Annotated in this window: 24 protein-coding genes; 10 read left to right on the forward strand and 14 right to left on the reverse strand. The window is 71.5% G+C overall.

Features of this window, described 5'->3' with window-relative positions; genetic code table 11:
* Nucleotides 1-19: 19 nt before the first annotated feature.
* Nucleotides 20-1432, reverse strand: coding sequence for a replicative DNA helicase (dnaB, locus tag HMPREF0063_RS13480; protein ID WP_007079251.1), 1413 nt, complete (start codon nucleotides 1430-1432; stop codon nucleotides 20-22).
* A 383-nt stretch (nucleotides 1433-1815) separates the two neighbouring features.
* Here dnaB and HMPREF0063_RS13485 point away from each other — a divergent pair, with 383 nt between their 5' ends.
* On the forward strand, nucleotides 1816-3123 hold the full coding sequence (locus tag HMPREF0063_RS13485; RefSeq protein ID WP_040320924.1) for an MATE family efflux transporter: 1308 nt from the start codon (nucleotides 1816-1818) through the stop codon (nucleotides 3121-3123).
* On the opposite strand, the gene HMPREF0063_RS13490 is transcribed toward HMPREF0063_RS13485, so the two are convergent.
* From HMPREF0063_RS13490 to rpsF, 5 genes are all read right to left on the reverse strand, one after another.
* Nucleotides 3120-4781: an ABC transporter family substrate-binding protein gene (locus HMPREF0063_RS13490; protein ID WP_040320300.1), complete on the reverse strand. Its 1662-nt coding sequence runs from the start codon at nucleotides 4779-4781 to the stop codon at nucleotides 3120-3122. The genes HMPREF0063_RS13485 and HMPREF0063_RS13490 overlap by 4 nt on opposite strands.
* Nucleotides 4782-4786: 5 nt before the next feature.
* Nucleotides 4787-5233, reverse strand: coding sequence for a 50S ribosomal protein L9 (rplI, locus tag HMPREF0063_RS13495; RefSeq protein WP_007079253.1), 447 nt, complete (start codon nucleotides 5231-5233; stop codon nucleotides 4787-4789).
* 19 nt (nucleotides 5234-5252) lie between these two features.
* The gene (gene rpsR / locus HMPREF0063_RS13500; RefSeq protein WP_007079254.1) at nucleotides 5253-5489 is read right to left on the reverse strand and encodes a 30S ribosomal protein S18; all 237 of its coding nucleotides are present in this window, start codon (nucleotides 5487-5489) and stop codon (nucleotides 5253-5255) included.
* A gap of 34 nt (nucleotides 5490-5523) precedes the next feature.
* A complete protein-coding gene (locus tag HMPREF0063_RS13505; RefSeq protein ID WP_007079255.1) occupies nucleotides 5524-6042 on the reverse strand; it encodes a single-stranded DNA-binding protein in 519 nt (172 codons plus the stop codon).
* 94 nt (nucleotides 6043-6136) lie between these two features.
* On the reverse strand, nucleotides 6137-6427 hold the full coding sequence (rpsF, locus tag HMPREF0063_RS13510) for a 30S ribosomal protein S6 (RefSeq protein ID WP_040320925.1): 291 nt from the start codon (nucleotides 6425-6427) through the stop codon (nucleotides 6137-6139).
* Nucleotides 6428-6656: 229 nt separating this feature from the next.
* Between rpsF and HMPREF0063_RS13515 the strand changes: the two genes are divergently transcribed.
* From HMPREF0063_RS13515 to HMPREF0063_RS13530, 4 genes are all read left to right on the forward strand, one after another.
* A complete protein-coding gene (locus HMPREF0063_RS13515; RefSeq protein ID WP_211208740.1) occupies nucleotides 6657-7277 on the forward strand; it encodes an LON peptidase substrate-binding domain-containing protein in 621 nt (206 codons plus the stop codon).
* A 104-nt stretch (nucleotides 7278-7381) separates the two neighbouring features.
* Nucleotides 7382-7729 carry a YciI family protein gene (locus HMPREF0063_RS13520; RefSeq protein WP_007079258.1) on the forward strand — a complete coding sequence of 116 codons (348 nt, stop codon included), beginning with the start codon at nucleotides 7382-7384 and terminating at the stop codon, nucleotides 7727-7729.
* A 56-nt stretch (nucleotides 7730-7785) separates the two neighbouring features.
* The gene (locus HMPREF0063_RS13525) at nucleotides 7786-8964 is read left to right on the forward strand and encodes an RNA polymerase sigma factor (protein ID WP_245527718.1); all 1179 of its coding nucleotides are present in this window, start codon (nucleotides 7786-7788) and stop codon (nucleotides 8962-8964) included.
* Between the two features lie 9 nt (nucleotides 8965-8973).
* Nucleotides 8974-9552 carry a hypothetical protein gene (locus HMPREF0063_RS13530; protein WP_007079260.1) on the forward strand — a complete coding sequence of 193 codons (579 nt, stop codon included), beginning with the start codon at nucleotides 8974-8976 and terminating at the stop codon, nucleotides 9550-9552.
* 12 nt (nucleotides 9553-9564) lie between these two features.
* Here the strand turns inward: HMPREF0063_RS13530 and HMPREF0063_RS17015 are convergent, their stop codons facing one another.
* The 5 genes from HMPREF0063_RS17015 to HMPREF0063_RS13550 are packed head-to-tail and all read right to left on the reverse strand — an operon-like array spanning nucleotide 9565 to nucleotide 13552.
* Nucleotides 9565-9744 (reverse strand): hypothetical protein, encoded by a 180-nt coding sequence (locus tag HMPREF0063_RS17015; protein WP_050760965.1) that lies wholly within the window; start codon nucleotides 9742-9744, stop codon nucleotides 9565-9567.
* On the reverse strand, nucleotides 9696-10175 hold the full coding sequence (locus tag HMPREF0063_RS13535; RefSeq protein WP_007079262.1) for a maltokinase N-terminal cap-like domain-containing protein: 480 nt from the start codon (nucleotides 10173-10175) through the stop codon (nucleotides 9696-9698). Before HMPREF0063_RS13535 ends, HMPREF0063_RS17015 begins: the two co-directional genes overlap by 49 nt.
* 11 nt (nucleotides 10176-10186) lie before the next feature.
* Entirely contained in the window at nucleotides 10187-11020 is an 834-nt protein-coding gene (locus HMPREF0063_RS13540) for a transglutaminase family protein (protein ID WP_040320927.1), read from the reverse strand.
* A gap of 19 nt (nucleotides 11021-11039) precedes the next feature.
* Nucleotides 11040-11966 carry an alpha-E domain-containing protein gene (locus tag HMPREF0063_RS13545; protein ID WP_007079264.1) on the reverse strand — a complete coding sequence of 309 codons (927 nt, stop codon included), beginning with the start codon at nucleotides 11964-11966 and terminating at the stop codon, nucleotides 11040-11042.
* The gene (locus HMPREF0063_RS13550) at nucleotides 11966-13552 is read right to left on the reverse strand and encodes a circularly permuted type 2 ATP-grasp protein (RefSeq protein ID WP_007079265.1); all 1587 of its coding nucleotides are present in this window, start codon (nucleotides 13550-13552) and stop codon (nucleotides 11966-11968) included. Before HMPREF0063_RS13550 ends, HMPREF0063_RS13545 begins: the two co-directional genes overlap by 1 nt.
* 224 nt (nucleotides 13553-13776) lie before the next feature.
* On the opposite strand from HMPREF0063_RS13550, the gene HMPREF0063_RS13555 reads away from it, so the two are divergent.
* Nucleotides 13777-14211 (forward strand): HNH endonuclease, encoded by a 435-nt coding sequence (locus HMPREF0063_RS13555; RefSeq protein ID WP_007079266.1) that lies wholly within the window; start codon nucleotides 13777-13779, stop codon nucleotides 14209-14211.
* 17 nt (nucleotides 14212-14228) lie between these two features.
* On the opposite strand, the gene HMPREF0063_RS16670 is transcribed toward HMPREF0063_RS13555, so the two are convergent.
* Complete coding sequence (locus HMPREF0063_RS16670; RefSeq protein WP_050760966.1) at nucleotides 14229-15122, reverse strand: siderophore-interacting protein; 894 nt, start codon at nucleotides 15120-15122, stop codon at nucleotides 14229-14231.
* An 87-nt stretch (nucleotides 15123-15209) separates the two neighbouring features.
* Here HMPREF0063_RS16670 and HMPREF0063_RS13565 point away from each other — a divergent pair, with 87 nt between their 5' ends.
* Both HMPREF0063_RS13565 and HMPREF0063_RS13570 read left to right on the forward strand, forming a co-directional pair.
* Nucleotides 15210-16340 carry a lipid II:glycine glycyltransferase FemX gene (locus HMPREF0063_RS13565; protein WP_245527719.1) on the forward strand — a complete coding sequence of 377 codons (1131 nt, stop codon included), beginning with the start codon at nucleotides 15210-15212 and terminating at the stop codon, nucleotides 16338-16340.
* The gene (locus tag HMPREF0063_RS13570; RefSeq protein ID WP_007079268.1) at nucleotides 16340-17368 is read left to right on the forward strand and encodes an alanine racemase; all 1029 of its coding nucleotides are present in this window, start codon (nucleotides 16340-16342) and stop codon (nucleotides 17366-17368) included. The genes HMPREF0063_RS13565 and HMPREF0063_RS13570 overlap by 1 nt, the downstream gene beginning before the upstream one ends.
* Nucleotides 17369-17471: 103 nt before the next feature.
* Here HMPREF0063_RS13570 and HMPREF0063_RS13575 read toward each other — a convergent pair whose 3' ends face one another.
* Nucleotides 17472-19679, reverse strand: a complete 2208-nt coding sequence (locus HMPREF0063_RS13575) for a transglycosylase domain-containing protein (protein ID WP_050760967.1) — start codon at nucleotides 19677-19679, stop codon at nucleotides 17472-17474.
* Nucleotides 19680-19946: 267 nt separating this feature from the next.
* On the opposite strand from HMPREF0063_RS13575, the gene HMPREF0063_RS13580 reads away from it, so the two are divergent.
* Nucleotides 19947-20549 carry a PadR family transcriptional regulator gene (locus HMPREF0063_RS13580; RefSeq protein WP_083788936.1) on the forward strand — a complete coding sequence of 201 codons (603 nt, stop codon included), beginning with the start codon at nucleotides 19947-19949 and terminating at the stop codon, nucleotides 20547-20549.
* Between the two features lie 22 nt (nucleotides 20550-20571).
* Nucleotides 20572-21651 carry an inositol-3-phosphate synthase gene (locus tag HMPREF0063_RS13585; RefSeq protein WP_007079271.1) on the forward strand — a complete coding sequence of 360 codons (1080 nt, stop codon included), beginning with the start codon at nucleotides 20572-20574 and terminating at the stop codon, nucleotides 21649-21651.
* A gap of 313 nt (nucleotides 21652-21964) precedes the next feature.
* Here HMPREF0063_RS13585 and HMPREF0063_RS13590 read toward each other — a convergent pair whose 3' ends face one another.
* Nucleotides 21965-22570: a TetR/AcrR family transcriptional regulator gene (locus HMPREF0063_RS13590; protein ID WP_040320301.1), complete on the reverse strand. Its 606-nt coding sequence runs from the start codon at nucleotides 22568-22570 to the stop codon at nucleotides 21965-21967.
* Nucleotides 22571-22600 lie beyond the last annotated feature (30 nt).

Genomic DNA, 22600 nt, shown 5'->3' on the forward strand with positions numbered 1-22600 from the left:
ACGGCCCTGGATCCCGGGCTCAGTAGAAGTCGCCGGCCGCGGTGGCCCCGGCGGCGGGCTCGACGTCGCGCGCCATCGGTGTGAACCGCGAGTAGTGGCCCTGGAAGGTCACGGCCACCTTGACGCCGGCCGGACCGGAACGGTTCTTGGCCACGATGATGTCGGCCTCACCCGGGCGGTCGGACTCGCCGCCACCTTGCATGTCGGGCCGGCTGAGCAGCATGACCATGTCGGCGTCCTGCTCGATCGAGCCGGACTCACGCAGGTCCGACAGCTGGGGGGTCTTGTCGGTGCGCTGCTCGGAGCCTCGGTTGAGCTGGCTGATGGCCACGATGGGCACCTCGAGCTCCTTGGCGAGCAGCTTGATCTGGCGGCTGAACTCGCTGACCTCGACCTGACGGTTCTCGACCCGCTTGCCCGACGTCATCAGCTGCAGGTAGTCGATGACGACCAGGCCCAGGCCGTGCTGCTTCTTGATGCGTCGCGCCTTGGAGCGGATGTCGGGCATGGTCATGTTGGGGGAGTCGTCGATGACGATCGGCGCGCCCATGACCCGCGGCATGGTGCGGCTGATGGCGTCCCAGTCGAACTTGTTGGTGGACCCGCCGCGCATGTGGGCGATGCTGACCTTGGCCTCGGCGGACAGCATGCGCATGGCGATCTCGGCGCCGGTCATCTCCAAGGAGAAAATGGCCGAGGGGATGTTCTGCCGGATCGAGGCGGCCCGCACGAAGTCGAGCCCGATCGTGGACTTGCCGACACCCGGACGGGCGGCGACGACGATCATCTGACCGGGCCGGAACCCGGTGGTGTACTTGTCGAGGTCGGGGAACCCCGACTCGACGCCGGCCATCTCGCCGTCGCGGCTGGCGATGTCCTCGATCTCCTGCACCGTCTCGGGCATGAGGTCGGCGACCGTGCGGTAGTCCTCGCCGCCGGCGCGGCCGTCGACGTCGAGGACGGCGGCCTGGGCCCGGTCGACCAGCTCGGTGACCTGACCGGTCTGGTCGTAGCCGATCTGCTGGATGTGCGTGCCGACCTCGACGAGTCGCCGCAGGACGGCCTTCTCGTGCACGATCTCGGCGTAGTAGTCGACGTTGGCCGCGGTGGGGACGCCGGAGACCAGGGTGTGCAGGTACGGTGCGCCCCCGACCCGGGCGAGCTCACCGCGCCGCTGCAGCTCGGCGGCCACCGTGATGGCGTCGGCCGGCTCACCCCGGTTGGCCAGGTCGGCGATGGTGTCGAAGATCTGCTCGTGCGCGGGCCGGTAGAAGTCTCGGCTCTGCAGCTGGTCCGTGGCGGGGTCGATGGCGTTCTTGGACAGCAGCATCGCGCCCAGGACGCTCTGCTCGGCCGCGACGTCCTGCGGGGGTACACGGCCGGGTCCGGTGTCGTCCTCGGGTTCTGCCGGGTACAGGTCCGCCACGCTCACCTGATCGCCTCCTGATCTCCTGCTCGACACGGTAGGGACCCCCACCGACAGTCCGGCCCGACGGCCCACCCTAGGCCGCCCACGGGGGTCGGTCGAGCCACGGCCGAGAAGCTGTCAACAGGGGGTGTGGGCAACTCGACCCAGGCTGTGGAAATCGCCGCGAGGAATGTGCACAGGCGGTGGACAGCGGTGTGGACAAAGGCGTCATGAGACCTGAGTCACGTGCTCTGACCTGCGCAAACACCATTCTTCGCGTGTGGAGCAAAGAATTCTTCGACGATCGGCTGTCCACGGGCACCTGAGGATAGACATGTCGACTTCGGGGCCGGGCAGCGGCGCTAGGATGCCCGTGACGCATGGTGATCGTGGGGCGGAGGGCAACGATGCGCGCACCCGACGACGTCGACCGGCAGATCCTGCGGATCGCCGTGCCCGCCTTCGCTGCCCTCGTCACCGAGCCCCTGATGGTGCTCACCGACACCGCCGTGGTGGGCCGGCTCGGGACCACCAGCCTGGCCGGCCTGGCCGCCGCCGGCGCCGTGCTCGGCACGGTCGTCGGGCTCTGTGTGTTCCTCGCGTACGGGACCACCGCGGTGGTCGCCCGCAACGCCGGTGGCGGGCGTCCCGACCGCGCTGCGGCAGCGGCGGTCGGCGGTGTCTGGTTGGCGGCCGGCCTGGGGGTGCTCCTGGGAGCCGGCATCGCGATCTCGGCCGGACCGGTCGGACGCGCCCTCGCCAGCTCGCCGGCCTCGGCCGACGCCGCTCGTGAGTACCTGGTGGTGTCGTCGTTGGGCCTGCCGTCGATGCTCGTGATGCTGGCGACCACCGGCGCGCTGAGGGGCCTGATGGACCTGCGCACGCCGGTCGTGGTAGCCGTGGTCTCCAACCTGCTGAACGCCGCACTGAGCGTCTTCCTCGTCCACGGCGTGGGCTGGGGCCTGGCCGGGGCGGCGGCCGGCACCGTCGTCGCCCAGACCGTCGGTGCGGTGTGGCTGGTCGTTGTCGTGGCCGGTCACGCCCGCCGGCACGGCGCCGGACTGGCGCCCCGCGCCGCGGACGTCCTCGACGCGGCACTGCGGGGGGTTCCCCTGCTGGTGCGCACCGGCGCCCTGCGCGCCGCACTGCTGATCGCCGTGGCCGTGGCCGCGACCTTCGGCGACGCTCCGCTGGCCGCCCACCAGATCGCGGTCGGCCTGGTGACCCTGCTCGCGTTCGCCCTCGACGCGCTGGCCATCGCGGGCCAGACCCTCACCGGCCGCTCCCTGGGCGCCGGTGACGTGGTCGGCACCCGTGCCCTCACCCGCCGGATGATGGCGTGGGGGGCCGGCTTCGGCGGGGCGGCCGGTCTGCTCCTGCTGGCCTCCGCACCGTTCGTCGCCCGGTTGTTCACGACCGACCCGGCCGTGCTCGACGCCGCCGTGCCCGCGATCGTCGCCATCGCCGTGATCCAGCCGCTGTCCGGGGTGGTGTTCGTGCTGGACGGGGTGCTGATCGGCGCCGGTGACGGGGCCTACCTGGCCTGGGCCGGCCTGCTCACCCTGGCGGTCTACGCACCCCTGGCCGTGGGCGTCGGGTGGGCCGGCGGCGGCCTGACCTGGCTGTGGGTCGCCTACGGGGGGTTCATCCTGGCGCGTCTGCTGACCCTCGTGGTGCGCGAGCGCGACGGCCGTTGGGCGGTCACCGGCGCCTAGCCGCGGAAGCCGACCGACGTCCAGTCGGCACCGCCGAACTGTCGCGGCTCCAGGTTGACGACGTCCTCGGCGACCGCCAGCACCTGCGGCTCGACCGCGAGCGGCACGGTGGCCCCGGCGGCGAAGACCGCAGCGTCGAACTGGGCGACGAGGTCGTCGCGAGCCGCCGGGTCGAGCGTGAGGCGGAGCCGGGCGCCGAGGTCGGCCACGGTGGGGTCGGCCTGCCCGGTGAAGTTCTCCTTGGCGTCGACCGGCGCGTAGCGCGCGGTGGCCGAGGTCAGGCCGAACGCCTCGCCGTCCCAGAGGAAGGTCACGAGGTCGAACGCCAGCGGCACGACGACGGTGGCGAAGAACTCCTCCGCCGGCACCTCGACGACGTCGACCGTGATGCCGACGTCCGCGAGGTCGTCGGCGATCCGGCGGGTGCGCCGCAGGTTGGGGTCGGTGCCGGCCGGGACCGGCATCGTGAGGGTGAGGGGGACGCCGTCGCCGCCGACGGCCAGACCCGCGGCGTCACGGGTGTAGCCGGCCGCCTCGAGCAGCCGCCGCGCCTCGGCCGGGTCGTGCGGCAGGGCTGCCTCGGCCGTGTCGCGGTATCCACGCTGACCGGGCAGCAGCAGCACGCTGCCGACCGCCTCGGCCTCGGTGTCGAGAGCTGCTCCGGTGTCGGCGACGATGCCGTCGCGGTCGACCGCGAGGGCGACCGCCCGACGCACCTCGGGCACGGAGAGCGGACCGCGGGCGGCATTCAGCGTCAGCTGGCTCCAGTCCGTGCTCGGCGCCTGCAGCAGCCGGGCGTCGTCGCCCTCGGCGACCGCGCGCACCGTGCCCTCGTCGACCGTCACGGCGTCGAGGTCACCGGCCTCGAAGGCCTCGGCCCGGTCGGTGGACGAGGCGGCCGTGAAGGTGACGGCGTCGAGCCGCGGCTCGGGGCCCCACCACTGCGGGTTGCGGACGAGCTCCACCGTGCCGCTCTCGCGGTCGATCGTGTCGACGACGAACGGCCCGTTGCCGGGCGGCGCGGCGTCGACGAACCCGTTGTAGACGTCGGGTGCGGTGGCCTCGGCCGGCAGTCCGGGGTACACGAAGGCCGGCCAGTCCGCGGTGGTCTCGGCGAAGACGACGGTGTAGGACCAGGGGTCCTCCCCGGCCTGCACCTCGGTCACCACACCCCACCCGTCGACCGTGGTCTGTTGCCCTGCCGCTCCCTGCTGGGCGGCGACGAAGGCCTGCATGTCGGCCGCGTCGATGGGGCTGCCGTCGGACCACACGCCGTCGGGGTTGAGCCGGACGGCCACGCTCAGGGGAGCGTCGCCGACGATCTCGACCGACTCCGCGTAGAGCGGGTCGACCTCCCAGGACCCGTCGGGCTGCACCTGGACGGCGCTGCCCGTGGCCGGACCCAGCAGGTCACCGACGGCCGAGAAGGGCTCGGCACGGTACGGGTTGAAGCTGCCGGGCAGCGCCGGCACGGCCAGCCGCAGCGTCCCTCCGTCGCGCACGGTCTCCCGCGGCTGCACGACGGGGGCGGGGTCCCCGGAACAGGCCGCCAGCACCAGGCCGAGCAGCACGGCGACCGCGAGGCGACCGGGTCGGCGCCGCCGCACACGAGCGAGCCCGGCCGACCTGGGGTCGACCGGGCTGCTGGGGTGGAGCATGGCGACTACTTGGACGCCACCACGTTGAGCTTGACCGTGGCGGTCACCTCGGCGTGCACCCGCACCGACACCGTGTGGGCGCCGAGCGACTTGATCGGGTTGCCGACCTCGATGCGACGCTTGTCGACCTGACCGCCGGCGGCGGCCAGCGCGTCGGCGATGTCGGCGACGGTGACGGCGCCGAACAGCCGGCCGCCCTCACCGGCACGCACCGGCAGGTTGACCGGTCCGGCCTCGAGCCGCGAGCGGATGGCCTTGGCCTCGTCGAGGTCGTGCACGGCACGGGCGTCGCGCCCGGCCTTGATGGACTCGACCTGCCGGGCCGCGCCCTTGCTCCACCGGATGGCGAAGTTGCGGGGCAGCAGGTAGTTGCGGCCGTAGCCGTCCTTGACCTCGACGATGTCGCCGGGGGCGCCGAGGTTCGTGACCTCGTGGGTGAGGATGAGCTTCATCTGATTCTCCTGGACCCGGTCAGCGGCTGCTGGACGTGTAGGGCAGCAGGGCCATCTCGCGGGCGTTCTTGATGGCCTTGGCGATCAGGCGCTGCTCCTGGACGGAGACGCCGGTGACCCGACGCGCGCGGATCTTGCCGCGGTCGGAGATGAACTTGCGCAGCAGCGCGGTGTCCTTGTAGTCGATGGTGGTGACGCCGGCGACCGCGAGCGGGTTGCTCTTCTTCTTCGGCTTCCGGATGACGGGCTTGGCCATGATGCTCCTGAATGTTCTGCTGATGCGTTGAGGTTTAGAAAGGGGGCTCGTCGGCGGCTGCGCCGCCACCCCACGGGTCGGCACCGCCGGCGCGCGGCTGCGCGGCAGGGGTGGACCAGGCGTCACCGGACGCGGCTGCTCCGCCGCCACCGCCGCCGCCGTAGCTGCCGCCACCGCCGCCGTCACCACGCGAGGCGCGGGTGACCTTGGCCGTGGCGTACCGCAGCGAAGGACCGATCTCGTCGACGTTCATCTCGACGCTGGTGCCCTTCGAGCCGTCCTGACGCTCGAAGTTGCGGACCTTCAACGCGCCGGTGACGACGACGCGCTGACCCTTGGTGAGGGACTCCGCGACGTTCTCGGCCAGCTGACGCCACGCGGCGCAGCGGATGAACATCGCGTCGCCGTCCTTCCACTCGTTCGTCTGCTTGTCGAACGTGCGCGCGGTCGAGGCGACGGTGAAGTTGGCCACCGGCGCGCCGGAGGGGGTGAACTTCAGCTCCGGGTCGTCGGTGAGGTTGCCGACGAGCGTGATGATGGTTTCGCCTGCCATGGGACTCAGCCTTTCGAGTGGTCGAGGGGTCGTGGACCAGTGAACCGCAGCCTGCCGACAGGTCGCGAGGACCTGTCCACAGGAGCGGGACCGGTCACTTCACGTCGGGGCGCTGGACCTTGGTGCGGACGACGGACTCGTTCAGGCCGAGCTGACGGTCCAGCTCCTTGACCGCGGCCGGGGTGGCCTGCAGGTCCAGGACGGCGTAGATGCCCTCGGTCTGCTTGTTGATCTCGTAGGCGAACCGGCGCTTGCCCCACACGTCGACCTTGTCGACGCTGCCACCGTCGGCGCGGATGACATTGAGGTAGGTGTCCAGGCTCGGCTCCACCGTGCGCTCGTCGAGCGAGGCATCGAGGATGACCATGACTTCGTAGTGACGCAACGACAAGGTGCGTCCTCCTTCGGACTCAGCGGCTGCAGACGTTCTGCAGCAGGAGGTGTAACCGGGCAAGACTACCCGGCGGCTCGCGGCACGGCCAAATCGCGCCGACGCCTCCCGTGCTACCTCCCCGCGATCTGTGCAGAAGATGTTCGTTCCGGGCCTGAGAACGAACATCTTCTGCACAGATCTCGGGGAGGTGAGGGGGCGGTCGAGCACCTACGCTGGACGGGTGCCGTCCGCCACGCCGATGTTCCCCCTCGGGTCCGCCCTGCTGCCCGGGATGCCCTTGCCGTTGCGGTTGTTCGAGCCGCGGTACCTCGCGATGCTGCAGGTCGTGATGGAGCGACAGCCGACCGACTTCGGCGTGGTGCTGATCGAGCGGGGCACCGAGGCGGGCGGTGGTGAGACCCGGTTCGACGTCGGCACCATGGCCACGATCGAGCAGATCGCCCCCGACGGCGAGACCTTCGTGCTGATCGCGCGGGGCACGACGCGCTTCACCGTCGACCGGTGGCTCCCCGACGACCCCTACCCGCAGGCGGAGATCTCCGAGCTCGCCCCGCTCGAGTGGTCCGACGAGCTCGCGTCCGCGCTGATCGTCGCCGAGGACGCCGTGCGGACCCACCTCGCCCGGGCGGCGGAGTTCGTCGAGCTCCCGTGGTCGGCGGACATCGTCCTGGACGACGACCCGGTCGAGCGCAGCTGGCAGCTCGCCGGCATCGCCCTGCTCGGCGAGCTCGACCACGTCGAGGCACTCAGGTCCACCTCGGTCGGCGAGCTCCTCGACCGCACCGTGACGGGGTCCCAGGCAGGCCTCGACCAGATCCTGTTCAACCACGGACCCCACTGATTCACTGTGATGCAGGTCACAGACACGGATGTCCGGATCGTGCTGTCCCGAACGTCCTCAGGGTGAGACGTTCACCGTGGACGTCATGAACGAGAGGGCCTGACATGACCACCTACGCCGCCATCATCTACTCCCGCGACGCCGACTGGCTCTCGCCCGAGGAAGCCTCCACCATGCAGGAGTACGGAGCGTTCAGCGCCGCCGCCGGGTCCGCGATCGTCGGTGGAGCCGCGCTCCACCCGACGTCGACCGCCACGACCGTGCGGGTCACCGGCGGCAAGGGGGGCGACGTCGTCACGACCGACGGGCCGTTCGCGGAGGCCCGCGAGGTCCTCTCGGGCTTCTTCCTCCTGGAGGCGGCCGACCTCGACGAGGCCGTCGCGCTCGCCGCCCAGATCCCCGGCGCCTGGGACGGCGGCATCGAGCTGCGGCCGATCCTGCCCATGGGCTGACCGCGTGACCGACGCCTCCGCGGCTCGCCGAGGTGGTGCGGACCGAGCAGCGACGGGTGCTCGCCACGCTGGTCCGCACCACCGGCGACCTCGGGCTGGCCGAGGACGCCGTGCAGGACGCCGTCCTGAGTGCGCTCCAGCGGTGGCCGGTGGACGGCGTGCCGGACGAGCCCCGCGCCTGGCTCACCACCGTCGCGCGTCGCAAGGCGATCGACCGGATCCGGCGTGAGGCCCGACGCACGGGCAAGGAGGGGGACCGGATGGAGCTGTTCGACCCCCAGCCCGACCCGCCCGCGTCGGTCGTGCGCGACGACCAGCTGCGGCTGGTGTTCACCTGTTGCCACCCGGCCCTCGCCCTCGACACCCAGGTCACGCTCGCCCTCACCACCTTGTGCGGTCTGACCGCCGCCGACGCGGCCCGGCTGCTGCTGGTGACCGAGAGCGCGATGGCCCGCCGCCTCACCCGGGCCAAACAGAAGATCGCCGTGGCCGGCATCCCCTACCGGATCCCCGACGTCGCCGAGCTGCCCGACCGCCTCGACGGCGTGGCGACCACGGTGCACCTGCTCTTCACGTCCGGGGTCGCCTCCGGGGACGCCCAGCGGGAGGAACGGCTGTGCGACGAGGCCGTCCGGCTCGCGCGGCTGCTGCTGGAGCTGATGCCCGACGAGTCCCGACTGCAGGGCCTGCTCGCGCTGCTCCTGCTGACCGGTGCCCGCAGGGCCACCCGACTCGACGTGACCGGCGACCAGGTCCCCCTGGCCGATCAGGACCGGTCGGCCTGGGACCACCGTGCGATCGCTGAGGGCGTCGGTCTGGTCGAGCAGGCCCTGCGCCGCTCACGTCACCGGGCGGGCCGGTTCGAGCTGCAGGCAGCCATCGCGGCCTGCCACGCGTCGGCACCGAGGTTCGAGGACACCGACTGGACCGACGTGGTCGCCCTGTACGACGCGTTGCTGGTGCTCGAACCCACCGATGTCGTGCGGCTGAACCGGGCCGTCGCGATCGGGGAGCGGGACGGCCCGCAGGCGGCGCTGACCGAGATCGACGAGCTGGCCGGACTGCACGGATTCCACCTCTGGCACAGCTGCCGGGCCGAGCTGCTCGACCGGCTGGGTCGGACCGAGGAGTCCCGCGCGGCCTTCGAGGCGGCCCTGGCCTGCTCGCCCCCGCCGGCCGCCGAACGGCGGATCCGTCGCCGCCGGGACGAGGTCGGTCGCACGGTCGAGGGGTAGCGTCGCCCCGTGGAGATCGAGATCGTGCACCTCGTGGTGTCGCCCCGCCACCGCTACGACGGACGTCCCTCCGACGGGGCCACCGCCACGACCGTCGACGAGACCCCGGCTTCGGTGCGCGTCCGCGCCGGCAAGGGCCTCGTGGGCGACCGGTACTTCGGCACCCGGTTCACCTACGCGTCGGTCACACTCATCGCCGCGGAGAAGATCGAGCAGCTCGAGGCCGAGCTGGTCGGCGACGGGCTGTTCCCGGCTGCCCCTCGCGCGTCGTTCGACCCGGTCCTCGCCCGACGCAACGTCGTGACCCGGGGGCTCGACGTGGACGCGCTGGCCCGGCACGAGTTCACCCTCGACGCCGGACACGGCCCGGTGCGGTTCCGGTCCCTGACCCCGGCCAACCCGTGCGCCTGGATGAACGAGGTCTTCGCGCCCGGGGCCCACCGGGCCCTGCGGGGTCACGGCGGCATCCGGTGCGAGCCGCTCGACGACGGCCGGCTGGACGTCGGCCCCGCCCGGGTCACCGACGTGCGCGCCCTCGACCCCGACGAGCTCGGCCGGCGGGTGCGGTCGGCCACGGCCGGCCACTGAACCCGGCGACGCTCAGGGCCGAAGCAACGAGGCCAGCACGGTCGGGCCCACCCCGCCGGGCCAGCTGCCCACGAGGTCGACCCAGCCGCCAGATGCCGCGGACGGATCGACGACCCGCCTGACCCGCAGCGCTCCGAGCGACGTCACGACCACGGTCGAGCCGGCCTCGTCGCGCAGGTCGACCAGACCCACGCCGCCCGGGTGCGGCTCCCGGCCGCTGCCCTCGACCCGCACCGCCGCCGGGATGACCTCGGTGCGCCCGTCGGGAACTCGCGGTGCACCTCGGCGTGGGTCCCTCCGGTCAGCATCGCGACCGTGATCGTCTGCACGTAGACGGGATCGGCGCACGCGTCGTACACCCAGCGACGCCCCAGGGCGGTGTGCTCCATGGTGCCGACCAGCCACTCGTCGGCGCCCGCGAGGGGAGCGCCGCGATAGGTCAGCGGCACCTGCAGCACCCGGCCGGCCGCGTCGTTCAGCAGGTGGGTCTCGATGCCGACCTCGCCGTCGGGGTCGTCGAACCGGTAGGAGCCGATCGCCACGAGGTCGGGGTCCTCCCGCCACGCGGCGATCAGCTCGAGCTTGGTCGGGCGGGCATCGGCGCCGCCGTGCACGTGGGCCATGGGGTCTCCTGTCAGCGCAGGCGGGTGATCTCGACGGTCACGAACATCTCGGACTCTCCGGGAGTCGCGTAGATACCGCGCAGGGGCGGGTTGTCGGCGTAGTCGCGACCGCGGGCCACGATGACGTGCTGCTCGCCGGGCACGACGTCGTTGGTGACGTCCCAGCCGGTCCACTCGCCGTCCCACCACTCGACCCAGGCGTGTGACTCGCCCTCGACCGGCTCACCGATCTCCGGGTCCGTGGCCGGGTGCAGGTACCCCGAGACATAGCGCGCAGGGATGCCGGCCCAGCGCAGCACCCCGATGAGCAGGTGGGCGAAGTCCTGGCAGACCCCGGCGCGACTGTCCCAGGCGTCGGCGGCGACCGTGGTGACCACGGTCGAACCGGGCTGGTAGACGACCTCGGCGTGCAGCAGGGCAGCGGCGGCCGCGACGTAGTCGGCCGGCGTGGCCGCAGCCTCCCGCAGGGCCGGGAGCCGCTCGAGCAGGTCCGCCGACGGGCGCACCCACGGCGAGTCGACGAGGAACTCACACCACTCGTCGGCGACCGCGGCGAGGTCGCCCCACGCGACACCGTCACCCCGGTCGGCGGCGGGGGAGGTCTCGACCGTCGACGTGGCGACGACCGTGAGCGCGTCGTGCGGGTCGTGCACCTCGAAGGACGTGACCGACGACCCCCAGTAGTCCCGGTACTCGAAGCTCCACGGGGTGGGGGTGATGTCCAAGCGTGAACGCAGCACGTACTGGCCGGCCGTGGTCATGGGGGTCATCCGGGCCTCGTTGTAGGAGGCCACGGCGCCCTCGGGGTACACGTACCCGGTGGTGTGCTTGATCCGCATCTGCATGGTCACGGCGTCATCTCCTTCACAGGGACACGCTCCCGGTCCACGCGTGCGACTCCGCGTGCGAGAAGTACCGGGCGGTGACGGCCTCGCTGGCCGCGCCGCAGGCCCGCTGGAGGCGCTCCATCTCGGTCGGCAGGTCGTAGACGATCTCGGCGAGCGGACGGTACTCCAGCTCGGTGCGGGCCCGGCCGAGCAGCCGTTGGGCCTCGTCGCTGAACCCTGACCGCTGACCGGTAGCCTCCAGCCGCGACAGCGCCTGCTCGGCCTCGAGCAGCGCCGACACCACCGACCGAGGGAACCACCGGTCGAGCAGCAGGAACTCCGCGGCCTGACGGTCGGCCTCGATGCCCCGGTAGGCCCGGATGAACGCCTCGTAGGCGCCGCAGGCCCGCAGGGTCGTGGGCCACGCCAGCTGGGTCCCGGACGCCAGCGACGCGGTCGACAGCAGCCGGGCGGTCATGTCGACCCGCTCGATGCTGCGGCCGAGCATGAAGAACTGCCAGCCCTCGTCGCGGGTCATCGTGGAGTCGGCGATGCCGGCGATCATGGCGGTGCGGTTGCGCACCCAGCCGAACATGTCGGGCGACCGCATCGACCGGGCCGACGGCAGGCCGCGCCACATCGTGTTGATGGCGGCCCACATGTCGGTCGAGAGGGTCTCGCGGGCGCCGCGGGCGCTCTCGCGGGCGGCGTCGATCGCCGACGCGATCGAGTTGGGGGAGTCGGGGTTGTGGGCGAGCAGGTCCAGGATGGTCCACCGGTTGGCGATCCCGTCGTGCTCCTCCACGCCCATGACCTTGAGCAGCTGTTCGCACGACAGGCGCTCGTCGATCGACGGGTCCTCGACCAGGACCTGCATCTGCACGTCGAGGATGCGGGCGGTGTCGTCGGCCCGTTCGAGGTAGCGGCCGATCCAGAACAGCGACTCGGCGATCCGGCTGAGCATCAGGCCACCTCTTCCTCGGCAGCGCGCTGCTGCACCTCGGTGGCCGCACTGGTGACCGGGCCGCTGGACTGCGTGACGGGCGTGGTCCGCGTCGACGGCGACCGCTCGTCGAGCTCGACGTCGGTCTCGTCCTTGGGGTCCGGCGCCTCGTACGGGTCGGCCAGCACCCAGGTGTCCTTGGAGCCACCGCCGCGACTGGAGTTGACGATCAGCTCGCCCTCGGGCAGAGCGACCCGCGTGAGTCCGCCGGGCAGGACGTACACGTCCTCGCCGTCGTTGATGGCGAACGGTCTCAGGTCGACGTGCCGGGGACGGATGCCCGGCTCGACGAGCGTCGGCACGGTCGACAACGAGATGACCGGCTGGGCGATCCACGCGCGCGGGTCGGCGGCGATCTTGCTGCGCAGCTCGTCGAGCTCGACCTTGGAGGCCGCGGGCCCGATGACGATGCCCTTGCCGCCCGAGCCGTCGACCGGCTTGAGCACGAGCTCGTCGAGCCGGTCGAGCACCTCGGTGCGCTGGTCGGGTTCGCCGAGGCGCCAGGTGTCGACGTTGGCCAGGATCGGCTCCTCGCTGAGGTAGTAGCGGATGAGGTCGGGCACGTAGGTGTAGAGGAGCTTGTCGTCGGCCACCCCGTTGCCGATCGCGTTGGCGATGGTGACGTTGCCGGCCCGCGCGGCGTTGACCAGCCCCGGGACACCGAGCACCGACTCGGGGTGGAACTGCACCGGGTCGAGGAACTCGTCGTCGATCCGGCGGTAGATGACGTGGACGGGCTCGAGGCCCCGGGTCGTGCGCATCATGACCCGTCCGGCCTGGCACACCAGGTCGCGGCCCTCGACCAGCTCGACCCCCATCGTGCGGGCCAGCAGGGTGTGCTCGAAGTAGGCGGAGTTGTAGACGCCGGGAGTCAGCACGACCACGGTCGGATCGCTGACTCCCGCGGGCGCAGCGGCCCGCAGCGCGGCGATGAGGGCCCGGGAGTACTGCTGCACCGGGCGGATGCGGTGGTCAGCGAACACCTCGGGCAGGGCCGCCGACAACGCCCGCCGGTTGGTCATGACGTAGGAGACGCCCGACGGCACCCGCACGTTGTCCTCCAGCACGCGGAAGTTGCCGTCGGCGTCCCGGATGAGGTCGACGCCCGCGACGTGCACCCGCACGCCGTTCGCGGGATCGAGCCCGGCGACCACGCGGTGGTAGTGCGGCGAGGTGACGACGGTGTCGCGCGGCACGACGCCGTCGTTGAACAGCTCACCCGGCCCGTACACGTCGGCCAGGAAGGCCTCGAGCGCCCGGACCCGCTGACGCACCCCGAGGTCGACGTGCGCCCAGTCGGCGGCCTCGATCACCCGCGGGACGATGTCGAGCGGGAACGGCCGCTCCTCCCCGGCGACGCCGAACGTGACGCCTTGGTCGAGGTACGAGGAGGCGAGCGAGTCCGCCCGCAGCCGGATCTCGTCGTCGCCCATGTCGTGGAACGCCCCGTGGATGGCCCCGTACTCCGGGCGCACCCGTCCTGAGGTGAACATCTCGTCGAACCCGTTGACCGGTCCGTAGTCGTCGAACAATGTCGTCTCGCTCACGGCCCCACCTCCGTCAGTGGCCCAGCATACGGACGATCGATCAGGTCCACCCGTCGACACCTGCTCATCCCCCGACCCTAGGCCGACCACGTGTCGGAGGTGTTTCGGCGGTGACCGGACGGCTCACGCGAGGTGTCGCCGCCCCGACCGTGCGGTGACGATCGGTCGGACGACCGGACGGATGGGCCGGGGAGGGATACGATTCTGCCCGGGAAGGCACTGCGATGTCCGAAGGTCACGTGCTGGTGCTCAATGCGAGCTACGAGCCCCTGCAGCGCGTCTCCCTGCGCCATGCGATCAAGATGCTGGTGCGCGAGGTCGCGGTGATCGAGGAGGAGGCCGGGGGCACCTACGGACCGTTCCCGCGGCCGAAGGTCCTGCGTCTGGTCCGGTACGTCGTGACGCGGTGGATGCACCGCCGGTCGCACCTGTGCACCAAGAGTGCGATCAAGGCCCGCGACACCATGTGCGCGTACTGCCGGGGTCCGGCCGAGACCGTCGACCACATCATCCCCCGCAGTCGTGGCGGCACCCTGACCTGGGACAACGCGGTGGCCGCGTGCGTCCGCTGCAACCACCGCAAGGCCGACCGCACGCCGGCCGAGGCCGGCATGACCCTGCTGCTCGTGCCGAGTCGTCCCACCCTCGACGTCGCCTGACCCGGCGGGCCGGGCGGCTACAGGCCGGCGGACTCGTAGATCTCGTCGAGTGCGTCGAGGTAGCTGCCCTCGTCGTCGCCGACCTCGGCGCGCACCTGCTCGGCCCGGGCGATGACCTCGGACGCGACCTCCTCGTAGCGAGCGTTCCACGTCTCGGCGTCGACCTGCCAGTAGCCGCAGGTGTAGAAGTCCGACTGCGGCCACCCGAGGGTGCGGCGCAGGTGACGGCGGACCGCGCGGCTGGCGCGGGCCTCGCCGGCCAGCCAGACGTACCGGCCGCCGGGCGTGTCGGGGCCGGGCAGGTCGGTGCCGGTGACGGCCTCCTCGAGGGCGCCCGCGATGTCGGTCTCACGCTCGACCACGACCCACCGCACCTCGACGTCGGCCGCGCTCGGCAGGGCGATCCGGTCGTCCTCGTCGGTCAGGACCACGACGGCGCGCACCCGCTGGCCGGGTCGGAGTCCCCGCAGGATGCGCGCGAGCGCCGGGAGTCCGGTCACGTCCGCGACGAGCAGCTGCCACCCGACGTCGGCGGCCGCGGCGTACAGACCGTGCGGCTCGACCAGCCCGACCTGTTCGCCCGGCTCGCACGTGCGCGCCCAGTCCGACCCCGCTCCCCGGTCGTGCAGGGCGACGTCGAGGTCGACCTGCACCCGTCCGTCGACCAGGCGGTGGTCCGAGATCGTGTACACCCGAGCGACCGGGGGGGTCGTCCCCTCCGGCTGCGTGACCTCCCACGTCTCGGAGATCTGCGGGAGCACCAGCGGCTCGCCCTCGGGCGCGATCATGACGCGCACGTACTCGTCGGGCACCCCGGTCGTGGGGTACCCCTCGAGGTCGCCGAGGGTGACGGTGACCAGGTGGGCGCTGAGTCGGCGGCGCCCCACCACGGTGGCGGTGTGGATCTTCACGCGAGCTCCGATGTCGACGGCATACGATGACTTAGGCAAGCCTAACCGATCGGTCCCGATCCTCCCAACGGTTGGTAGCCTCGAGCGGTGTCGACGTCTCCCGTGGTCCGGACCATCTCGACCGCCGAGCACCTGGCGTGGATCGCCTCCCGCTCGTCGGTCAGCTTCCTGCAGACCCCGGCGTGGGCGTCGGTCAAGAACGAGTGGCGCGGCGAGTCGGTCGGCTGGTTCGACGGTGACACCCAGGTCGGCGCAGCCCTCGTGCTCTACCGCCCCCTGCCGAAGCTCCGACGCTTCCTCGCCTACCTCCCGGAGGGCCCCGACCTCGACTGGTCGGCCGCGGACCTCCCCGCGCTGTTGGACCCGCTGACCCGCCACCTCGCGTCGCAGGGCGCGTTCGCGATCCGCATGGGCCCGCCCGTCGTGACCCGCCGCTGGCACGCCGCGACGGTCAAGGCCGGCATCGCCGATGCGGCCCTGCGGACCCTGTCGGACGTGCCGGCCGACGAGAGCGACCCTGCCGCGGCAGCCGTCGCAGACCGGCTCGCCGCGTCCGGTTGGCGCCGCGTCCCGACCGAGGGCGGGTTCTCCGCCGGTCAGCCGCAGTACAACTTCTGGATCCGACTCACCGACGACGACGGGCCCCTGACCGAGGAGCAGCTGCTGGCCGGCATGAACCAGCAGTGGCGTCGCAACATCAAGAAGGCCGCGAAGGCCGGGGTCGTCGTCACCCGCGGCGACCGGGACGCGCTCGCCGACTTCCACCGCGTGTACACCGAGACGGCCCGACGTGACGGGTTCACCCCGCGGCCGCAGTCGTACTTCGACCGCATGTGGGACGCGTTGCGCGCGGAGGACCCCGACCGGATGACGCTCTACCTGGCGCACCACGAGGGCGACCTGGTCGCCGCGACGACACTGGTGCGCGTCGGCACCCACGCCTGGTACTCGTACGGAGCCTCGACCACCGAGAAGCGGGACGTCCGGGGGTCCAACGCGGTGCAGTGGCAGATGATCCGCGACGCCCTCGCGGCGGGAGCCACCGTGTACGACCTGCGGGGCATCACCGACACGCTCGACGCCGAGGACTCGCACGTGGGACTGGTCCAGTTCAAGGTCGGCACCGGCGGCGAGGCCGTGGAGTACCTCGGCGAGTGGGACCTGCCGATCAACCGGGTCCTGTACCGGGCGTTCACGACCTACCTGAAGAGGCGCTGATGGCCTTCGACCTGCACGTCGACACCGTCCGGTGGCGATCGCACCTCACCACCCTCGCCGAGGCCACCGCGGGTCTGGTCCCGGTCGTGAAGGGCAACGGGTACGGGTTCGGTCGGGACCGGCTCGCCGCCGAGGCGAGCGCCTTCGGGGCCGACACCATCGCGGTCGGCACCTACGCCGAGGTGCCCGGCGCGCTCGAGGCGTTCGACGGCGACGTCATGGTGCTGACCCCGTGGCGACCGTTCACGACCGACGTCGTCCTCGATCCGCGGGTGGTCCACACCGTCGGCCGGGTGGCCGACGTGGCCGCCCTGGCCGACCACCCCGGAACCCGCGTCGTGGTCGAGGGCGAGACGTCGATGTCGCGGCACGGGTTCGACCGGCACGAGCTGGCCGCGGCCGTGGCGGCGCTCGGTGACCTGCAGGTCGACGGCTTCGCGGTGCACCTGCCGCTCACCGGCGGTCACCTGGGGGAGGCCGACCGGTGGGCCGCGGCGCTCGACGCCTCACGACTCGAGACCACCACGTTCTTCGTGTCCCACCTGACTCCGGTCGAGCTGACCGAGCTGCGGGAGCGACGCCCCCACCTGACGGTGCGGCCCCGGATCGGGACGTCGCTCTGGCTGGGCGACCTCGCGGCCCTCGAGGTCCGCGGCACCGTGCTCGACGTGCACGCGGTCGCCCGGGGCGAGCAGGTCGGCTACCGCCAGGGTGCGGTGCACCGCGACGGCCACCTGCTGGTCATCGCCGGCGGCACCAGCCACGGCGTGGGCCTGGAGGCTCCGAAGGCCGCAGCCGGAGCGGTGGCCCGGGGCAAGTCCCTGGCGCGAGGCGGTCTCGAGGCCGCCGGCCGCTCCCGCTCGCCGTTCACGGTCGACGGCCGGCAGCGGTGGTTCGTCGAGCCGCCGCACATGCAGGCGTCGATGGTCTTCCTGCCCGCGGGCGCCCGGGTACCGGCCGTCGGCGACACCGTCCGCGCAGCCGTCCGCTACACCACCTCGACCTTCGACGCGGTCATCCTCGACTGACGCCCTCCCCGTCAGGCGGTGGATTCGCGACCGAATGGGGCCTCATTCGGTCCATCTGGCACCTGGCCCCCTCTTTCGGTCGCGAATCCACCGCCCCCGGGGGTCAGAGGGTGCAGCGCTGGTTCGGAGGCACGACGACGCCGACCGCCCAGGTGCCGCCGGCGGCCTCGCAGTTGGCCTTGCTCGCCTGTGGCTGGCTGGGATCGGCCGACGGCGTCGCGGTGGGGGTCGGCGTGGGAGTGGGCGTCGGCGTGGGGGTGGGCGTCGGCGTCGGCTCCGGGGTCGGCTCGGGCTCCGGGATCGGCTCGCAGGCGTCCTGGTTGAGGTTGAGCTGGAAGCCCTCCTCGCAGGTGGGCGGCGGCGGCTTGAAGTCCGAGCCCTTGCGGGCCTTGATGTTGGCGGGGTCGGCGAACTCGCCGCAGTCGTCGCGGTCGACGACGGCGTTCATGAACTGGCCGAAGGTCCGGGCGGGGAAGGTGCCACCGAAGAAGGGGTTGAGGTAGCCCTCCAGCTCGCCGTTGCCGACGCCTCGGTTGAGCATCACCGCGGTGGCCAGCTTCGGGGTCATGCCGACGAACCACGACGACGACACCCGGTCGCCACCGTCGGGGTTGGAGGCGGTCGCGGTGCCGGTCTTGCCGCCGGTGGGGCACACGGTGTTGCCGCTGCGGCCCGTGCCCTCGCCCGTGGTGACCCCGCGCAGCGCCGCGACGGTGTCGGCGGCGACGTTCGAGGGGATCGTCTGCTCGGTGCGGACCTCGTGCTGGTGCACGACGTTGCCCTGGGCGGTCGTGACGTTCTCGACGACGTACCAGTCGGCCCGCTTCCCGCCCGCGGCCAGGGTGGCGTAGGCGTTGGCCATGTCGATCGGCGCCACCGGGGCGAAGCCGAGCGAGGTCGAGGCGACCGCATCGATGGTGTCGATCGTGGACTGGGGGATCCCGGCGTCCCGCGCCGCGTCGAGCACCTTCTGGGCACCGACGCTGATGTCGCCACCGTCGCTCATCTGCAGGGTCAGGTCGACGAACGCGGTGTTGACCGACTTGGCCGTGGCGAACGCGAGGTCCCGCGTGCCGAACGACGCGCCGCCGGAGTCGCCCTGGTTCTCGATCGTGCCGTTGCCGACCCGGAAGGGCGAGTTGCCGTTGAGGCTGGTCTCGAGACTGAACCCGTCCTCGAGGGCCGCGACGACGGCGAACGTCTTGAAGGTCGACCCGGGCTGGGTGCCGAGGGTGGCCCAGTTGCGGAAGTCCGTCAGGTAGTCGGGGCCGCCGTACAGGGCCCGCACCGCACCCGTGCCGGGCTCGACCGACACGACGGCCTCGTTCAGCTCCTCCAGTCCGCCCGGGACCACCTCACCGACGGTCTCGACCGCGGCCTGCTGCGCGGGGGCGTCGAAGGTCGTGACGATCCGCAGGCCGCCGCCGTTGACGTCGGCGTCGGTGAACTGCAGCTCTCGCATCTCGGCCTGGACCATCTCGAGGAGGAACCCGTTGGGGCCGGCGAAGTCGTTGCTGATCTGCTTCTCGGCGAAGGTCGGCAGGACGCCGGTGAACTGGGCCGCCTCCTCGGAGGTGATCGCGCCGGTGGTCAGCATGCCGTCGATCACGAAGTTGTACCGCTCGAGCAGCCGCTCGAGACCTCCCTCGGCGTACGGGTCGTAGAACGACGGGCTGTTGATGATCGCGGCGAGGGCGGCGGACTCCGGCACCGTCAGCTCGGCGGCCGGCTTGCGGAAGTAGGTGCGCGCGGCGACCTCGACCCCGTAGGCGCCGTTGCCGTAGAAGACCGTGTTCAGGTACCCCTCGAGGATCTCCGGCTTGGTGAGCTGCCGGTCGATCTTCAACGACAGGATGGCTTCCTTCACCTTGCGGCTGTAGGTCTGCTCCTGCGTCAGGTACAGGATCTTGACGTACTGCTGGGTGATCGTCGACGCGCCCTGGGTGGTGCCCTGGGTGGCGTTGTTCCGGAACGCCCGGACGATGCCGCGGTAGTCGATGCCGCTGTTGTCGTAGAAGCTGCGGTCCTCCGCGGCGATCACGGCCGCCTGCATCGAGGCGGGGATCTGGTCGAGCGAGACGTTCTCGCGGTCCTGGGTGGCGAACGAGCCGATCTCGGTGACCCCGTCGGCGAAGTAGACCTTGGTGGTCTGGGTCTGGAAGTCGGCGTTGGGGTCGGGGATGTCGATCGACTGGTACAGCACGAAGAACGCCAGCGCGCCGGTGGCGACGCCCGAGACCGTCAGGAAGGCGAACCACCGCAGAGTCTTGACCCACCACGCCCGGTCCTCGCCGCCGATCTTGCGGAGCACGGCGAAGATTCCGCCGCGTCGCGCTGCTCTGGACGCTGTGGCCACGAGTGTGTACCTCCGGGGGTGGGCGCTGCTGAGGAACCCCCGCGGGGTGTTCCGTGCCGCGGCTCGGCAGGGATGATCCGGTCCAGTGTGCCCGTCGGCGTCAAGTCGCACCACCCTGAGGGTCCGCGGCGGTGGTGCCCGTCACACCGGGCCGTGGTGGACCACCGTGACGACACGATGTATCGTCTCGATATATCCACTCCACTCAACGACGGGATCGGCATGGCCAGGCGCGGTGCGGCACTCGAGCTGGCAGTCCTCGGACTGCTGCACGACTCGCCCATGCACGGCTACGAGCTGCGCAAGCAGCTGATCGCGCTGCTCGGCTGGGGCCGGGTGCTGTCGTACGGCACCCTCTACCCGTGCCTCAAGGCGCTGGTCCGGTCCGGCCAGATCGTCGCGGACGAGGACCTCGCGGTCCCCGTGCGCGGGCGGCGCAACCGGATCGTCTACCGTCTGACCGCCGAGGGCAAGGAGCACTTCGCCTCGGTCATGGAGGAGTCCGGTCCCGCCACCTGGGACGACGACAACTTCGGGGTGCGGTTCGCCTTCTTCGCCCGGACCGACTCCCCGACCCGGGTGCGGATCCTGGAAGGTCGGCGCAGCCGGCTGGAGGAGCGGCTCGAGAACGTGCGCGACGCCTCCCAGCGGGGCCGCGAGCGGGCCGACTCGTACACCCGTGAGCTCCAGCGCCACGGCCTGGAGTCGGTCGAGCGCGAGGTCAGCTGGCTGACCGAGCTCATCGACCGGGAGCGGGCCGGCGGATACCTCACCACCGACGGGGCCGACGACGACCCCGACACCACGAACACCCAGACAGCATGAACACCATCACGAAGGAGACCCCATGGGTTCGGTACGCGTAGCAATCGTGGGTGTGGGCAACTGCGCCACGTCCCTGATCCAGGGCGTCGAGTACTACAAGGACGCTGATCCGGCGGGCAACGTGCCCGGCCTGATGCACGTCATGTTCGGCGACTACCACGTCAAGGACGTCGAGTTCGTCGCCGCGTTCGACGTCGACGCCAAGAAGGTCGGCTTCGACCTGGCCGACGCCACCGTCGCCAGCGAGAACAACACCATCAAGATCGCCGACGTGCCCCTGACCGGTGTCACGGTCCAGCGCGGTCACACCCTCGACGGACTCGGCAAGTACTACCGCGAGACGATCGAGGAGTCCGACGCCCCCGCCGTCGACGTCGTGCAGGTCCTCAAGGACACCCAGGCCGACGTGCTCGTCTCCTACCTGCCCGTCGGGTCCGAGCAGGCCGACAAGTTCTACGCGCAGTGCGCGATCGACGCCGGCGTGGCGTTCGTCAACGCCCTGCCCGTGTTCATCGCCTCCGACCCCGAGTGGGCGAAGAAGTTCGAGGAGGCCGGCGTCCCGATCATCGGTGACGACATCAAGAGCCAGGTCGGCGCCACCATCACGCACCGCGTCATGGCCAAGCTGTTCCAGGACCGCGGCGTCGTGCTGGACCGCACCTACCAGCTGAACGTCGGCGGCAACATGGACTTCAAGAACATGCTGGAACGCGACCGGCTGGAGTCCAAGAAGGTCTCGAAGACCCAGGCCGTCACGTCGAACATCGATCACGACCTCGGCGCCAAGAACGTGCACATCGGCCCGTCGGACTACGTGCAGTGGCTCGACGACCGCAAGTGGGCGTACGTGCGCCTCGAGGGTCGCGCGTTCGGCGACGTGCCCCTCAACCTGGAGTACAAGCTCGAGGTCTGGGACTCGCCCAACTCCGCCGGCATCATCATCGACGCCATCCGTGCGGCGAAGATCGCCAAGGACCGTGGCATCGGCGGCGCCCTGCTGAGCGCCTCGTCGTACCTGATGAAGAGCCCGCCGGAGCAGCGTCCCGACGACATCGGCCGCCAGAAGCTCGAAGCCTTCATCGCCGGTACCGAGGAACGCTGACCTCTCACCGCAACGACGAAGCCCCCGTCACCTGACGGGGGCTTCGTCGTGTCGCGTCCACCGACCCGACGTGTCGGTGGTTGAGGCGGCGCGAGGAACGAGCGCCCACGAAACCACCAGCCCCACACCAACGTGGTTTCGAGGCTCCACGCAGAACTCGTCACACCTCAACCACCGAACCGGCCCGCCCCCGGTGATTGAGGCGGCGCGAGGAACGAGCGCCCTCGAAACCACCAGCCCCACACCAACGTGGTTTCGAGGCTCCTCGCAGAGCTCGTCGCACCTCAACCACCGAACCGCCCGAGGGACCGGCTCAGGGGTCGAGCAGGGCTGTCAGGGTGCGTCGCATCACGACGCTCGCCTCCTCCAGCGAGTGACCGAAGTCGTCGCGCAGCAGCGACCACACGTTCCAGCTGGCGGCCGCCACGAGCGACCAGCGCAGCTCCTCGCGCTCGGCGCCCGCGGCGCGCAGCTCGGGAGCGAACACCTCCTCGACGTGCTCCACGACCCGCTGGGCATGACGGCGCCGGCTCGCCCGCAACGCCGGCGACACCGGCTCGAGCAGCACGGCCGCCCGCGCCGCCGGAGAGATGTTCTCCAGTCGCCGCACCCGCTCGTCGCAGAACCCCGCGATCCGGTGCGGCAGGTCCGCCTCGAGGTCGGTCCGTCGGCTCAGCGCGTCGTCGGACGCGAACCAGAAGTCGGTCGTGGCCCCGAACAGCGCCTCCATGTCGCCGAACACCGTCCACAGGGTCCTGACCGAGACACCGGCCCGCTCGGCGATGTGCGCGGCCGTCGGCCGCAACACGCCCTCGCGCAGCAGCTCGGTGTGGGCGTCGACGACCCGCTGGCGGGTGCGTTCGCGTCGCGCCACCCGCCCGTCGGTGAACTGTCGCCCCTCGGGGACCGTGTCGGCCATGTACCACAGGATGCACCGTGCGACACGAAA

The organism is Aeromicrobium marinum DSM 15272 (genome assembly GCF_000160775.2).
Classification (GTDB): domain Bacteria; phylum Actinomycetota; class Actinomycetes; order Propionibacteriales; family Nocardioidaceae; genus Aeromicrobium; species Aeromicrobium marinum.

Bases quoted from the DNA above. Each gene is read 5' to 3' on its own strand.
- HMPREF0063_RS13485 (WP_040320924.1), top strand. From the start codon at position 1,816: ATGCGCGCACCCGACGACGTCGACCGGCAGATCCTGCGGATCGCCGTG.
- HMPREF0063_RS13490 (WP_040320300.1), bottom strand. From the start codon at position 4,781: ATGCTCCACCCCAGCAGCCCGGTCGACCCCAGGTCGGCCGGGCTCGCT.
- rplI (WP_007079253.1), bottom strand. From the start codon at position 5,233: ATGAAGCTCATCCTCACCCACGAGGTCACGAACCTCGGCGCCCCCGGC.
- rpsR (WP_007079254.1), bottom strand. From the start codon at position 5,489: ATGGCCAAGCCCGTCATCCGGAAGCCGAAGAAGAAGAGCAACCCGCTC.
- HMPREF0063_RS13505 (WP_007079255.1), bottom strand. From the start codon at position 6,042: ATGGCAGGCGAAACCATCATCACGCTCGTCGGCAACCTCACCGACGAC.
- HMPREF0063_RS13520 (WP_007079258.1), top strand. From the start codon at position 7,382: ATGACCACCTACGCCGCCATCATCTACTCCCGCGACGCCGACTGGCTC.
- HMPREF0063_RS13535 (WP_007079262.1), bottom strand. From the start codon at position 10,175: ATGGCCCACGTGCACGGCGGCGCCGATGCCCGCCCGACCAAGCTCGAG.
- HMPREF0063_RS13540 (WP_040320927.1), bottom strand. From the start codon at position 11,020: ATGCAGATGCGGATCAAGCACACCACCGGGTACGTGTACCCCGAGGGC.
- HMPREF0063_RS13545 (WP_007079264.1), bottom strand. From the start codon at position 11,966: ATGCTCAGCCGGATCGCCGAGTCGCTGTTCTGGATCGGCCGCTACCTC.
- HMPREF0063_RS13555 (WP_007079266.1), top strand. From the start codon at position 13,777: ATGTCCGAAGGTCACGTGCTGGTGCTCAATGCGAGCTACGAGCCCCTG.
- HMPREF0063_RS13570 (WP_007079268.1), top strand. From the start codon at position 16,340: ATGGCCTTCGACCTGCACGTCGACACCGTCCGGTGGCGATCGCACCTC.
- HMPREF0063_RS13580 (WP_083788936.1), top strand. From the start codon at position 19,947: ATGGCCAGGCGCGGTGCGGCACTCGAGCTGGCAGTCCTCGGACTGCTG.
- HMPREF0063_RS13585 (WP_007079271.1), top strand. From the start codon at position 20,572: ATGGGTTCGGTACGCGTAGCAATCGTGGGTGTGGGCAACTGCGCCACG.
- HMPREF0063_RS13590 (WP_040320301.1), bottom strand. From the start codon at position 22,570: ATGGCCGACACGGTCCCCGAGGGGCGACAGTTCACCGACGGGCGGGTG.